Source organism: Peribacillus simplex, assembly GCF_900156045.1.
Classification (GTDB): domain Bacteria; phylum Bacillota; class Bacilli; order Bacillales; family DSM-1321; genus Peribacillus; species Peribacillus simplex_D.
This window is the reverse complement of the sequence record NZ_FTMX01000001.1, coordinates 132,832-144,841: the sequence shown is the minus strand read 5'-3', so window position 1 is coordinate 144,841 and position 12,010 is coordinate 132,832. Positions and strand designations below refer to the sequence as shown.

General features: G+C 40.2%; 14 protein-coding genes. 5 read left to right on the top strand and 9 right to left on the bottom strand.

Features of this window, described 5'->3' with window-relative positions; genetic code table 11:
* Window positions 1-19: 19 nt before the first annotated feature.
* Together BW986_RS00665 and BW986_RS00660 are read right to left on the bottom strand one after the other, a co-directional pair.
* A complete protein-coding gene (locus BW986_RS00665) occupies window positions 20-1,195 on the bottom strand; it encodes an acetyl-CoA C-acetyltransferase (RefSeq protein ID WP_076364194.1) in 1,176 nt (391 codons plus the stop codon).
* Window positions 1,192-2,139 carry a 3-hydroxyacyl-CoA dehydrogenase family protein gene (locus tag BW986_RS00660; protein ID WP_076364192.1) on the bottom strand — a complete coding sequence of 316 codons (948 nt, stop codon included), beginning with the start codon at window positions 2,137-2,139 and terminating at the stop codon, window positions 1,192-1,194. Before BW986_RS00660 ends, BW986_RS00665 begins: the two co-directional genes overlap by 4 nt.
* Before the next feature lie 257 nt (window positions 2,140-2,396).
* On the opposite strand from BW986_RS00660, the gene BW986_RS00655 reads away from it, so the two are divergent.
* Both BW986_RS00655 and mle read left to right on the top strand, forming a co-directional pair.
* Window positions 2,397-3,173: a 3-hydroxybutyrate dehydrogenase gene (locus BW986_RS00655; RefSeq protein ID WP_076364190.1), complete on the top strand. Its 777-nt coding sequence runs from the start codon at window positions 2,397-2,399 to the stop codon at window positions 3,171-3,173.
* 302 nt (window positions 3,174-3,475) lie between these two features.
* Window positions 3,476-4,318, top strand: a complete 843-nt coding sequence (mle, locus tag BW986_RS00650) for a CBF family alpha/beta fold macrolide esterase (protein ID WP_076364188.1) — start codon at window positions 3,476-3,478, stop codon at window positions 4,316-4,318.
* Between the two features lie 70 nt (window positions 4,319-4,388).
* On the opposite strand, the gene BW986_RS31080 is transcribed toward mle, so the two are convergent.
* Window positions 4,389-4,568, bottom strand: a complete 180-nt coding sequence (locus BW986_RS31080) for a YjcZ family sporulation protein (protein ID WP_076364186.1) — start codon at window positions 4,566-4,568, stop codon at window positions 4,389-4,391.
* A 578-nt stretch (window positions 4,569-5,146) separates the two neighbouring features.
* Between BW986_RS31080 and BW986_RS00640 the strand changes: the two genes are divergently transcribed.
* Both BW986_RS00640 and BW986_RS00635 read left to right on the top strand, forming a co-directional pair.
* Entirely contained in the window at window positions 5,147-5,899 is a 753-nt protein-coding gene (locus BW986_RS00640; RefSeq protein WP_142244507.1) for a hypothetical protein, read from the top strand.
* A 143-nt stretch (window positions 5,900-6,042) separates the two neighbouring features.
* Window positions 6,043-6,915, top strand: coding sequence for a hypothetical protein (locus tag BW986_RS00635; RefSeq protein ID WP_076364182.1), 873 nt, complete (start codon window positions 6,043-6,045; stop codon window positions 6,913-6,915).
* A 537-nt stretch (window positions 6,916-7,452) separates the two neighbouring features.
* Here the strand turns inward: BW986_RS00635 and BW986_RS00630 are convergent.
* The 3 genes from BW986_RS00630 to BW986_RS00620 all read right to left on the bottom strand — a co-directional run bounded on the left by BW986_RS00630 (window position 7,453) and on the right by BW986_RS00620 (window position 9,494).
* A complete protein-coding gene (locus tag BW986_RS00630; protein ID WP_076364180.1) occupies window positions 7,453-7,908 on the bottom strand; it encodes an SRPBCC family protein in 456 nt (151 codons plus the stop codon).
* A gap of 149 nt (window positions 7,909-8,057) precedes the next feature.
* A complete protein-coding gene (locus BW986_RS00625) occupies window positions 8,058-8,930 on the bottom strand; it encodes an AraC family transcriptional regulator (protein ID WP_076364178.1) in 873 nt (290 codons plus the stop codon).
* A gap of 117 nt (window positions 8,931-9,047) precedes the next feature.
* Window positions 9,048-9,494 (bottom strand): GNAT family N-acetyltransferase, encoded by a 447-nt coding sequence (locus BW986_RS00620; RefSeq protein ID WP_076364176.1) that lies wholly within the window; start codon window positions 9,492-9,494, stop codon window positions 9,048-9,050.
* 254 nt (window positions 9,495-9,748) lie between these two features.
* Between BW986_RS00620 and BW986_RS00615 the strand changes: the two genes are divergently transcribed.
* Window positions 9,749-9,928 carry a small acid-soluble spore protein H gene (locus BW986_RS00615; RefSeq protein ID WP_076364174.1) on the top strand — a complete coding sequence of 60 codons (180 nt, stop codon included), beginning with the start codon at window positions 9,749-9,751 and terminating at the stop codon, window positions 9,926-9,928.
* Between the two features lie 251 nt (window positions 9,929-10,179).
* On the opposite strand, the gene BW986_RS00610 is transcribed toward BW986_RS00615, so the two are convergent.
* The 3 genes from BW986_RS00610 to BW986_RS00600 are packed head-to-tail and all read right to left on the bottom strand — an operon-like array spanning window position 10,180 to window position 12,008.
* Window positions 10,180-10,704, bottom strand: coding sequence for a hypothetical protein (locus BW986_RS00610; RefSeq protein ID WP_076364172.1), 525 nt, complete (start codon window positions 10,702-10,704; stop codon window positions 10,180-10,182).
* Window positions 10,705-10,764: 60 nt separating this feature from the next.
* On the bottom strand, window positions 10,765-11,394 hold the full coding sequence (locus tag BW986_RS00605) for a type 1 glutamine amidotransferase family protein (protein ID WP_076364170.1): 630 nt from the start codon (window positions 11,392-11,394) through the stop codon (window positions 10,765-10,767).
* Complete coding sequence (locus BW986_RS00600) at window positions 11,394-12,008, bottom strand: phosphate starvation-inducible protein PhoH (protein WP_076364168.1); 615 nt, start codon at window positions 12,006-12,008, stop codon at window positions 11,394-11,396. The genes BW986_RS00605 and BW986_RS00600 overlap by 1 nt, the downstream gene beginning before the upstream one ends.
* Window positions 12,009-12,010: the final 2 nt, after the last annotated feature.

Here is a 12,010-nt window from a genome sequence, read left to right as displayed (position 1 = left end):
GGAAAATGTGACCAAGTCATTACCGTTCCACAATCAGCGCAGTTCCCTGTCCGCCACCGATACATAATGTGGCAAGGCCGGTTTTTGCATCTTTACGCTTCATTTCATACAATAAAGTCACTAAGATGCGGGCACCGGAAGCACCTACCGGATGACCCAGAGCTATCGCACCGCCATTTACATTCACTTTCTCCGGATTCAGTTCAAGGTCTTTAAGCACGGCGAGTGATTGTGCCGCAAAGGCTTCATTCACTTCCATCAAATCAAGATCATCTATTGTCAATCCCGCTTTTTCCAAAGCCTTCCTTGTCGCTGGCACAGGACCGTATCCCATTATTTTCGGATCAAGCGCAGCGTTTGCATATGACTTAATTGTCGCTAATGCTTCCAGTCCCAGCTCGTCCGCTTTTTCTTTAGACATCAGGACTAACATCGCACCCCCATCATTGATTCCGGATGCATTTCCTGCCGTAACCGTTCCATTTTCCTTAAAAGCAGGACGCAGCTTCGCTAGCTGGTCGATCGTCAGCCCATGACGCGGGTGTTCATCTTGGTCCACCAAGATCGTCTTTCCTCTGCGTTTATATTCAACAGGTACGATTTCATCTGCAAATCGTCCTTCAAGCTGTGCCTTCTCAGCCTTCAGTTGGCTCTCTAAAGCAAATTCATCCTGCATTTCACGGCTGATTTCCCACTGCTCGGCGATATTCTCCGCAGTCACGCCCATATGATATTGATTAAAAACATCCGTTAAGGCGTCATATGTCATGGAATCGACTGCTTCGGCATTCCCCATTTTCTGTCCAAAACGATAATTTGGAAGTAAATATGGAGCATTGCTCATGCTTTCAATCCCCCCGGCAAGAATCACATCAGCATCACCAAGGGCAATGAATTGCGCTCCCATTATTACCGTACGGAGGCCAGATCCGCAAAGTTTATTAATGGCCATGGCCGGCGTCGTTTCCGGAATCCCTGCATGAATCGCAACCTGACGTGCCACATTTTGCCCTAATCCAGCAGATAGAATATTCCCTACCAATACCTCATCGATCATGTCAGCCGAGATATTTGCCCGCTTAATCGCTTCCTTGGCGGCCACAACTCCCAAGTCAACCGCCGACACATTGGCAAGACTGCCTCCAAACGCACCAACTGGTGTTCTTGCTGCCCCTACAATCACTACTTCTCTCATAATACTTCCTCCTTCTCCATTTTTAATTTTCCCAGTTTAATAAAATTACGGTCCCTCTCATTGATTTTCTGAGAAACGGCAGATCCTTCATACGTAAAAATCCCTTCTCCCGACTTCGTCCCAAGTTTTCCTTTAGCCACCAAATCACGAATCAAATCAGGGGCCTCCTTACCTTGATCCAATACCGGTGCAACATTATCAAAAACGCGCTGCCATGTATCCAGTCCGCCAAAATCAGCTATCTCGATCGGTCCAGTAAATGCCCAGCGAAAACCAGGTCCAGCCGTAATCGCCGTATCGATATCCTTAGCATCGGCAACGCCCTCTTTCAATAGATAAAAGGCTTCCCGCATCAAGGCAGTCTGGAGACGATTGGCGATGAATCCTGCTATCTCTTTTTTCAAGAGAATCGGAGACTTGCCGATTTTACGCATTAAATCCATTGTTGCCTTAACGATTTCGGGCTTTGTTTCGTCATGCTGAACAATTTCAACCAACGGAACCAAATGGCCAGGATTAAAGAAATGCGTGATGACCATTCTGTCCGCAAACGAGGCCTTCTCCATCAATTGAGAAATCGGAAAGGTCGATGTATTTGAAGCAACAATGGCATCCGTTTTGATCATTTCCTCCATTTGCTGATATAGATTCAACTTCAGCTCGATGACTTCCGGAATCGCCTCAATGATAAAGTCAGCATCCCTTACAGCCTCTTCCAAATCTGCGCTATACGTAATATTCGCTAAAGCATCTTGCTTTTCCTGATCAGTCAAGGCCCCTTCCTCAATGAGCAGTGATAGATTCTCAGAAATTCGATTTTGGGCATGGTGCAGCAACTCTTCCTTTATATCGTTAATGGTGACGAAATACCCGCTAACTGCAAAAGACTGAGCGATCCCGCTCCCCATTACGCCTGAACCGATAATGGCTATTTTTTTAATCATCCAGCTTCCCCTTTCCGTTTCCATTACCTTTATTTACTCATCTTTTTATCTATGCAATATTTATGCCAAAGATAGGGTGGAAATAAAATTCTTTTTTTATCTTGAAAATCATGATAGACTCTTACTCATTAACCTAAACCATATTTTTATAACCTTCCCTTTATATTTCCAATGGAGTTTACCTTGTGAAATATTCCCTATGTACGACATAAAATGACAGACCTGGACCATTACATTTTTTATTGGAGGAATGTAATATGGTTAAAGATAAAGTGGCGATCATTACCGGATCCGCTAGAGGAATCGGTTTTGAGATTGGAAAGATATTCGCTGAAAATGGCGCAAAGGTCGTTTTGTCCGACCTTGATCAAAACACAGTGGAAAAAGCTGCATTGGACCTAAGGAATAAAGGCTTGGAAGTTATCGGCTTAAAAGCGGACGTAACAAGTGAAGAGGATATCATCCAACTAATCAAACAAGCTAAAGACAAATACGGACGAATAGATATTTTCATCAATAACGCCGGCCTTCAGCATGTTGCTCCAATCGAGGAGTTTCCAACTGAAAAATTCGAGCTGATGATCAAAATCATGCTGACCGCGCCATTCATTTCAATCAAGAATGTTTTGCCGATCATGAAAGAACAAGGCTTCGGCAGAATCATCAATATCTCTTCCATTAACGGCCTGATTGGATTTGCCAACAAAGCAGCGTACAATAGTGCCAAACACGGTGTAATCGGATTAACGAAAGTCGCCGCCTTGGAAAGCGCCTCTTTTGGCATTACCGTCAATGCCCTTTGTCCAGGATACGTAGATACACCACTCGTCCGCGGACAACTGGAGGATCTGGCGAAAACAAGAAAAGTGCCTCTAGAAAGCGTTTTGGAAGAGGTCATCTATCCACTTGTCCCACAAAACCGCTTACTCGATGTAAGTGAAATTGCCGACTACGCCATTTTCCTCGCTAGCGACAAAGCACGGGGCATCACAGGCCAGGCAGTCGTGTTAGATGGCGGATATACAGCTCAATAAATGAAAAATGCATCTGTAATAAACCCCGGATAAATGACACCAAAAAAGGTGCTCTGTATTCGGGGTTTTTCTGTCTTCATGGAATTGTGGAAAAATTTGGTGGTGCAAAGAGCTCGCTCATGTTACAGTAATATAGGGATCTTTCCCATTTTACAAATAAAAAGGAGGCCTCGTCATGATTATTAAGTGGGTTAGACTGCGATAATTAAAAGCGCAGGCCAATCATCATGCTCCGGAAAGAATTTATTGATCTGCGCCATGGTAACGGCTATTAGATAATAATTAATACGGAGGTAAAAAACATGAGTGAACAGATACTGAAAATAAATAAAGTGGATATATGTACAGAAAGTTTTGGAAACCCAAAGGACCCTGCTGTGCTTTTGATCATGGGAGCGATGTCTTCATTAGACTGGTGGGATGATGACTTCTGTCTCCGCCTCGCTGATTCGGGGAGATTTGTCATTCGGTACGATCATCGGGATCTGGGACGATCGGTCAGTTATGAACCCGGTACCTCCAACTATACAATAACGGACATGGCTGACGACGCCGCGGGAGTCTTGGACGCTTATTCCATAGAACACGCTTCTATCGTTGGAATGTCCCTAGGCGGTTTGATCGGCCAGATTCTTGCATTAAAATATCCGGAACGCGTAACTACGCTTACGCTAATTGCATCAAGTGTGTTCGGGACTGTAATGGAAAAACTGCCTCCAATGGACCAAAGCATATTGGATTATCATGCAAAGAGCGCTTCCATGGATTGGTCAAATCGGGAGGCGGTCATCGCTTATCTTGCGGATGGGTGGAAAACTTTAGCCGGTTCCAAACCTTATGAGCAGGAAAGAATGTATAAACTGGCAAAAAGAGAGGCGGACCGCGCCAAACAGCTGCCGAGCAGATTTAATCATGCCTTGCTTGCTGGCGGAGACGAATATTATGATAGAATGGGTGAGATATCCGTACCCGTCCTCATTATTCATGGCACAGAAGATCCAGCCTTGCCGTACGAGCACGGGCTTGCTCTTGCAAAAGCCATTCCTCATGCAGAATTAGTGACTCTTGATGGATCAGGACATGAGATTCATAGTGAAGATTGGGATAAAATTATCGATTCAGCCATTAAGCTTACTTCGCGATAAATTAGTACGAGAATAAATTAGTCATAAGAGAAGCCGACCAATAAAGGTCGGCTTTTTTTTATTACTACTTTTAGCAGAAACCGCCATATCCTTGTACGGGGCTGCAATCTCCGCCACCGCCGCCGAAACAAGCCGCTCCAACGATGATTAAGAGTATAAACAAAACGACTATAAAAGCGAAGCCGCCACCAAATCCACCAATATCATTACAACTACTTGATTCATGACCACAATTTGACAATAGAAACATCTCCTTATTCGTTTTAGGAGGAAGAAATTAAATGGGTTAATTCAACTTATGTTGTAATTAGGATAATGACACAAAAATCTCCGGAAACTTTTTATCACCACCCTCACGACCTGAAATAAACAGGTTAACAGCTACATTATTAATAGTTAAGGTTGAAGTTCCCTCTATACCCCTCATAGATAAACGAAACTTCGTTTAGACGCCTTAAAAAGAGCGTAGGACTTCTTGTTCACTTTCCGAAAAGTCGAGCAAAGGAGCCCTTTTTGCGTTTATCAGTATTTTCGTAGGCACCGTTTTTCTATGTTTATCTTTTTGCCTCCCTTTTGGATTCATCCATTTCTTTACCTCGTCCCATACTTCCTCAAAAGCTACATTATGAACCTATAAATATTTACGGTTTGTCCAGAAAAATAAGTAACATGTCCAAGCAATTGCCTTAATTTATTAATACTATATTTTGTAACTACTACGAAAATACTTTTGGCAGTGCTTTAGTACGGTTCGATACTACACTCCATTTTATTTTCGAAAAAAAAAGAGTTACAAGAAAGGATTGTGATTTTGTGGGAAATTTTGGTATGAATAATCCGATGCACAGCAACTGGGGTTCTGCATGTTCCGACAGCGACTGGGGTTTTGGTAGTGATTCAAGATTCGGTGATGATCGTCATTCAAAATCTAAAAAGTCATGTAAGGTTTGTAAGTCTGACGACGTTTCTACTTGCAATTGTAATTTTAGAGCTCCAGCTCGCCAACTTGCTGCACCATTAAACAGCGACTGTGTCCTAGTTAATTCAGTTGTAGGCTCAAAAGCGGTACAAAAGGTTGCAGAAGCAACACTTCCTTTTACCGCGTTTACTCCAGCTATACCAGCTGGATCCACTATTGTTTCGGTATCTGTAGTACCGAATGTAGCTGGTGTTACACGTAACACGACAATCATAAGGGACAAAGTCGTTAACATCGGGCTTATTCCTGTAACTATTACGGTAACATTTATGGCTCCAGGATCAACAGTTACTGCAACAGCGACACTTACAACGAGTTTACCATTCCAGGAGCACACAGATTTTCCAGGTGCATGCCCTGAGGATACAGTAATAGAACCCCCATTAGTATTAGAAGGGATCTTTGCTCAACCAGGCGTTCCAGTCATCGGCACAACGGGCCTTGTTACTACCAATGCCATTTTAGTCAAGATTGTACTACGCACTACAATTACAGTTGTTCGACCAGTTATTGTAGATAAACACGGTGGTATTTGCGACGTAAATGAACGTCGTTGTGAAACTACAACTACCCCAACAACTAATACTCTTCCTGCTCCGTAAATGACTGTGTTGAGTAGTTTTTAATCTTGACTAGCAAAGCCCTCTCTAAATCGAGAAGGCTTTGCCTTTATTTATTTATAGGGTAGAAAGGAGTGACATTTCTATGTCTTATCACGAGGATTATTGTAAGAAACATCACTGCGATGAGGACCATCATCACGATTGGTGGAAGAAAAAATGCTGCGATGAGGTCCATCACCACGATTGGTGGAAGAAAGAATGCTGCGATGAGGACCATCACCACGATTGGTGGAAGAAAAAACACTGCGATAATGAACATCACGATTGCTGGAAGAAGAAAAAACACTGCGATAATGAACATCATGATTGTTGCAAGAAGAAAAAACACTGCGATAATGAACATCATGATTGTTGCAAGAAGAAAAAACACTGCGATAACGAACATCATGATTGTTGCAAGAAGAAAAAACACTGCGATAATGAACATCATGATTGTTGCAAGAAGAAAAAACACTGCGATAATGAACATCATGATTGTTGCAAGAAGAAAAAACACTGCGATAATGAACATCATGATTGTTGCAAGAAGAAAAAACACTGCGATAACGAACATCATGATTGTTGCAAGAAGAAAAAACACTGCGATAATGAACATCATGATTGTTGGAAAAAGAAAAAATGCTGCGATGAGGACCATCACCACGATTGTTGGAAGAAGAAACGCTGCGATGATGAACATCATGATTGTTGGAAAAAGAAAAAATGCTGCGATGAGGACCATCACCACGATTGTTGGAAAAAGAAAAAACACTGCGATAATGAACATCATGATTGTTGGAAAAAGAAAAAATGCTGCGATGAGGACCAACACCACGATTGTTGGAAGAAGAAACGCTGCGATGATGAATGTTATGGTAATTGGTAGTTTGTTAAATGGAAAGTACTTTGATGACGTACTTGATCAAAGTACTTTTTTTAGTTCCCAAAAGATGAGTTATTCAACTTCACAAATGCATCTGAAAACAAATACATATCCTTCGTCAATCTCATTCTAATTGTCTCAAGCAAGTTGTTCACGCCCATCTTAAGACTTCAACTACCCTGCCCCTTCAGTCTTCAAGAGAATCAACAATACCCTTTACGAGAGTGATTTTAAAAAAAGTGAAAATTTCACATATTCCCACTGGAACATTTGTTCTATTTATGTTATTCTTATAAAAACAAATAAAAAGATCAAATCGCTGCAGAAGATTTGACCGTAATTATAATTAAAGGTCGGTTGTATCCGCGGGCCTTACACGGTTGTACCGCTGAGCCGAGCCATTTGCTAACGTTCAGGGTGCCGGTGATAAAGACAGCTCCGAACTTCAACTAAAGCACCCGTTCGTTCATTAATAACCAGTAATGTATAACAATTACAGCTATTAATCAATCATTACTCCCCATCCATCTTTTTACCCGCCATAAGGTTTACTTAGTCCATTAAGTCGTTTTTGCACATCAATAATTTTTGTAATTTAAAAGCATTTATCTCTTCTGCAACAAAATAAAGACAGCAGCCCCTGATATTTAAAATAAAGCATTAGACAAGGTTAGTGCACATTCTCGGCAATCTTTTTCAGTGCCTTTGCACGAGAAATGATAAATTCTCTCATATACTTCTCTAAAAACAACTTATCAGCTAAAACTCCAATTGGACCGAACGGTGACTTATATTGAAATTCATCTATCATTATGGTTCCGCCTGATTCTTCCATAAACTGATGTGTGTGCACGAAGGAATGGAAGGCTCCCTTCACCATAATATCCACAAACTTATTTGGCTTTTCCATTAATGTCACTTGGGCTTTCAGCCTTTGTTTAATACCAAAGTGAATGGCTTCCCATGTTACAGTATCACCCTCCTCTAATAACCCTTCTGTCACACCATCAACAGCAACTTCCATCGTTTTCGCTGTCGTTTTGGTATGGATATCCACGTTCCTTGCAAGGTCAAAACATAATTCAACTGGTGCTTTAATAAATTGTTGATGTTCAATAATAGGCATTTCCCAATCTCCTTATACAAGCACTTTTCCCCATCATTATAGCTGGTAATAGCAAATAATACCTAGCCCATATTCCATTATCCTGCCCTGCTTGTTACATAAGAAAAAGCTGCCTTAAGCAGCTTTTCGAATAAATCTTTCGTCCATCCTCACTTTTTCAAAACAGGGATCCATATTTCACTTCTAAATGTTGGTGAGGTTATATCTTTATTTTCGTTCCAAAGGATTTCCGGTCCTTCCCTTTGTTCATAGTTAGAGGATGGAAACCATTCGGAATAAATACGCCCCCATACATTTTGCAGTGTTTCAGGAAAGGGACCTACCGCTTCGAATACTGCCCATGTAGATGCATCAACTTCAAGCTGTGTTAAGTTATCTGGACATTCCCTCGTTGTCGCTGCACCGATATAATGATCAAGCTCCCCTTTTTCCTCCATTCGGCCTTCGGAAAAATTCGCAGATGCACTAAGCAGCCCCAATGGCTCGACATTCGATAAGTTTTTAAGTTCATTTATCGTTTTCTCGTCTAAACTTTTCCACATAGATGCAATCTCTGGATTAACCCCGTTAAAAATGATTGGTACTCTTTTTTTAATTCCAATAATGTGAAATGCCTCTTTTTCTTCAATTCGATAGTTCATTTCACTGCCTCCTTTAATGGATAATTGGAAGGACATCGGTGGATAGGCTTTAAGTGAATGGCCATTACTTCTCGCTTCTGATGGTGTGATGCCATGCAAATGCTGAAACGCTCTTGCAAAAGAATCAGGTGAGCTGTATCCGTACTTTATCGCTACATCAATGACCTTTATTTTGTTATCTCTTAGTTCAAACGCCGCAAGTGTAAGTCGTCTTCGGCGGATATATTCGGATAGTGAAATACCTGCAAGGAAGGAAAACATCCTTTTAAAATGATATTCCGAGCAATAAGCTATCCTCGCAACTTCTTTAAAGTCAATTTCGTTCGTAAGATTTTCCTCAATGAAGTTAATGGCACCATTCATATTTTTTAGCAAATCCATTCAATGACCTCCTTATATCAAAAGAATAGCAGGACTTGAAACGAATCATCCGACATTCTGTGCACGATTATGCAGGGTCAAATCCCTTTCGCACCCGTTAATGAAATAAACTTATTGTTAAATCGGAGATTTACGGACTTTTTGCATAAATAGCTCTGGATTATCGATCTGATTAAAACCGTATTTTTTATATAATGAATGTGCATCATTAGTAGCTAACATAAACCTGCGAACCCCTTCCAGCTCGGAATGGTTGGTGATAACATCCATTAACCATTTTGATAATCCTAATTTACGATAGTCAGGCAATATAAACACGTCGCAAAGGTATGCATGTGTTGCTAAATCTGTTATTACCCTTGCAAATCCAACTTGTTCACTACCCTCATTACCTACTTCACCTTTATAAACCCCAAAACATAAGGTCGTATTTTCAATTGACTTCATTACTGTTTCCTTTGTTATTCCCTTTGACCAGTAAGCTTCTTGATTCAAAAAATTATGTATTAAATCTACATCTAAATACTTTTTATCAGTAGAAATCGAAAATCCTTTAATGTTCATTTTTACATCCCTCCAAAACTTTTTTAATTTTCTGTAATTATATCAAATAACAGATTTTAATCTTTTGAACTAGCTTGCCACGTTAGTCTAAATGATTATAAGCTGCCTTAAATATAACTCGTCCTTCAGTTGACGTACCAGTTAGTTAAGTAAGGGTGTAAGGGATTCTTGGAAGAATTTTGATTACAACAAGTATATCTAAGTAATTCGGAACAAATATTATACATGTTGCAAATTCAAAGGAGGTGGCTAAAATGAACGCACAACGAGCAGAAGAAATTGCTTCTTCACCAAATATGGTTAATGTAACCTATAATGAGGAAAGTATCTACATTGAGCATGTGGATGAACAAAATGGAATAGCTACAATCCATCCCCTTGATGATCCAAATAAAAAACAAAGTGTTTCTGTAACCAGCTTAAAAGAACAGTAATTTCCTCGATTCAATAATAAACCTCCACTTTCGGGTGGCGGTTTATTGTTCGATTAAGTTCAATCTCCATCTTATTTAACAATCTATCCCCTTGTTGAACGATCCTGCCCAGTAAGTTCCAAAGAAAAGGAGCTTCTGGGAATGAAGTAAAGCTCCTGTTGTTGGTTTAAAAGGTAAAAAAACAAGCGAATTCACGAAATTCGCTTGCCTTTTGATTGTAAGGTATGTGTAATTTACTGACTTTTTAAATACTATTTTAAGCGATTAATGATTAGTAAATCTTCAACCTTCATTTCGTATGCACGATTACCAAGCTCTTGTTTTAAACGTTCATTATCTTCATACTCTTCTGGAGTGAAGTCATTTTCACGGCCTTTTTTCAAGTAATCATAGAAAATTGGCGGTAAGAAGTCTTCTTTTAATAACACTTCTACTGATTCGCCATTTTCTTTTGTGAATACATAGGCATAACCTGTTGGGCGGTATGGGTCATATTGTGCTTTTGGATAGTTTGCATCAACAGTATATACCCCACGAGTTTTTGCACGTGTGACAAATTCAAATACATCTCGGAATCCTGGGCCACCATGACCGGAAAGAATCGAAAGATCTTTGCGGTCTGGAATTTCATCGCCGTATAATGCTTCAAATGCTGCTTCAACTACACGGAAACCTACGCCTAGTGCCATATATGCTGCGTAGCCATGGTATTTTTTAATGTCGTCGAAAGAAATCTCAATTAGATCATCACGATCATAAATTTTAATTGTTCTCATTTTTTTCTCCTAATTGTGTTATTTAATCCTATTTATTAGTGAAGTAGTTTTATTAACGTTCTAACAATGCTCCAGAATTTTCTTTGTAATATCCCCTTTACTGATCCATTGGAACATACCATCTAAAAAGCGTTCTGTCGCTGGCATGAAATATGAACCAAAGTGATAGTCCGGGTCTAATGTTGTAATGATCCAAGTACCTTTTGTTGATTGCTCATCAATGTATAACACGGATCCCCCATCTATTGTTGAAACAAGTGTTGTTGCATGAGCTGGAGGCCAAAATACACCATGCTGGTGCCATGTGCAATCTTCTAGCGTTATATATTCAAAGAATGGTTGTTCCGCATTTTGAACACGTAATCCACTATCTGCATTTTCTTCAATCCACCACCAGAAATTCGTTGTGCGCTCCTCCCAATTCTGGTTCGGGAGCCATTCCCAAGGCTGTGGTCCAAAGGCTATAACCGTTTTCCCTTCATCAGCAAAGTCACGAATTTTTTTCGCATTTTGAAGTAATAAGTTCGAGTTTAACTGTGAGGGAACAATTAGTACATCATACGGTGATAAGTCTGTCTCGGCAAACTCAGGGAAGTAAATTAGTTTGTCAATAAATTGCGCATATTTCGGCTCATGGAATGTACGATAGTGTGGTGCATGCCCACTATAAATAACTGCAATTTTTCTCATTATACTTCCTCCTGTGCAACTTCTTGCTCAAGTAGTGCCAACATTTGAGTTCTAATTTTACCTGTTGTTTTCCTATCGCTCTTATAACCTAATAAGCTACGTCCAGAGTGAACAATGACCGTACCATTTGTTGTATGACGATCTATGTACGTAATGACCTTTCCGTCTGTAAACGTTAAACAAACCTCCGCGTCTTTTGGAGCTCGGTAATAGCCGCGTGCAAAGAATCCTGCAACGCCTTTGTTATATACCATATCTTCCACTTCCACACCCTCAAATAGTGGTGCACCAGGAACTGGTTGTACGTAATAATCTTTAAAACTATTAATTTTCGTTGGCATCATTAATGAACAGCCCGGCAACCAATTGCGGAATAAGTGTCCACAAAAAACAACTACTTTTCCATTATTCAAGAATTCAGAAATAACCTCCTTGTGATTTAATAAGTATTCTTGATCAACAAATTCCGTGATATATAAAACGTTATACGGAGATAAATCCGTCGTCCCTAGCTCATATTCATCAATTACGGTTGTGTTCAATGAATTATCCGCCGGTTCTTTTACGCTAAATGCATGAGACGGGTTCAATTCCAAAATGTTTAAATTACTCATTC

Coding starts and splice junctions, on each gene's coding strand:
- BW986_RS00665 (WP_076364194.1), bottom strand. CDS start 1,195: ATGAGAGAAGTAGTGATTGTAGGGGCAGCAAGAACACCAGTTGGTGCG.
- BW986_RS00660 (WP_076364192.1), bottom strand. CDS start 2,139: ATGATTAAAAAAATAGCCATTATCGGTTCAGGCGTAATGGGGAGCGGG.
- BW986_RS00655 (WP_076364190.1), top strand. CDS start 2,397: ATGGTTAAAGATAAAGTGGCGATCATTACCGGATCCGCTAGAGGAATC.
- mle (WP_076364188.1), top strand. CDS start 3,476: ATGAGTGAACAGATACTGAAAATAAATAAAGTGGATATATGTACAGAA.
- BW986_RS31080 (WP_076364186.1), bottom strand. CDS start 4,568: ATGTTTCTATTGTCAAATTGTGGTCATGAATCAAGTAGTTGTAATGAT.
- BW986_RS00640 (WP_142244507.1), top strand. CDS start 5,147: ATGAATAATCCGATGCACAGCAACTGGGGTTCTGCATGTTCCGACAGC.
- BW986_RS00635 (WP_076364182.1), top strand. CDS start 6,043: ATGAGGACCATCATCACGATTGGTGGAAGAAAAAATGCTGCGATGAGG.
- BW986_RS00630 (WP_076364180.1), bottom strand. CDS start 7,908: ATGCCTATTATTGAACATCAACAATTTATTAAAGCACCAGTTGAATTA.
- BW986_RS00625 (WP_076364178.1), bottom strand. CDS start 8,930: ATGGATTTGCTAAAAAATATGAATGGTGCCATTAACTTCATTGAGGAA.
- BW986_RS00620 (WP_076364176.1), bottom strand. CDS start 9,494: ATGAACATTAAAGGATTTTCGATTTCTACTGATAAAAAGTATTTAGAT.
- BW986_RS00615 (WP_076364174.1), top strand. CDS start 9,749: ATGAACGCACAACGAGCAGAAGAAATTGCTTCTTCACCAAATATGGTT.
- BW986_RS00610 (WP_076364172.1), bottom strand. CDS start 10,704: ATGAGAACAATTAAAATTTATGATCGTGATGATCTAATTGAGATTTCT.
- BW986_RS00605 (WP_076364170.1), bottom strand. CDS start 11,394: ATGAGAAAAATTGCAGTTATTTATAGTGGGCATGCACCACACTATCGT.
- BW986_RS00600 (WP_076364168.1), bottom strand. CDS start 12,008: ATGAGTAATTTAAACATTTTGGAATTGAACCCGTCTCATGCATTTAGC.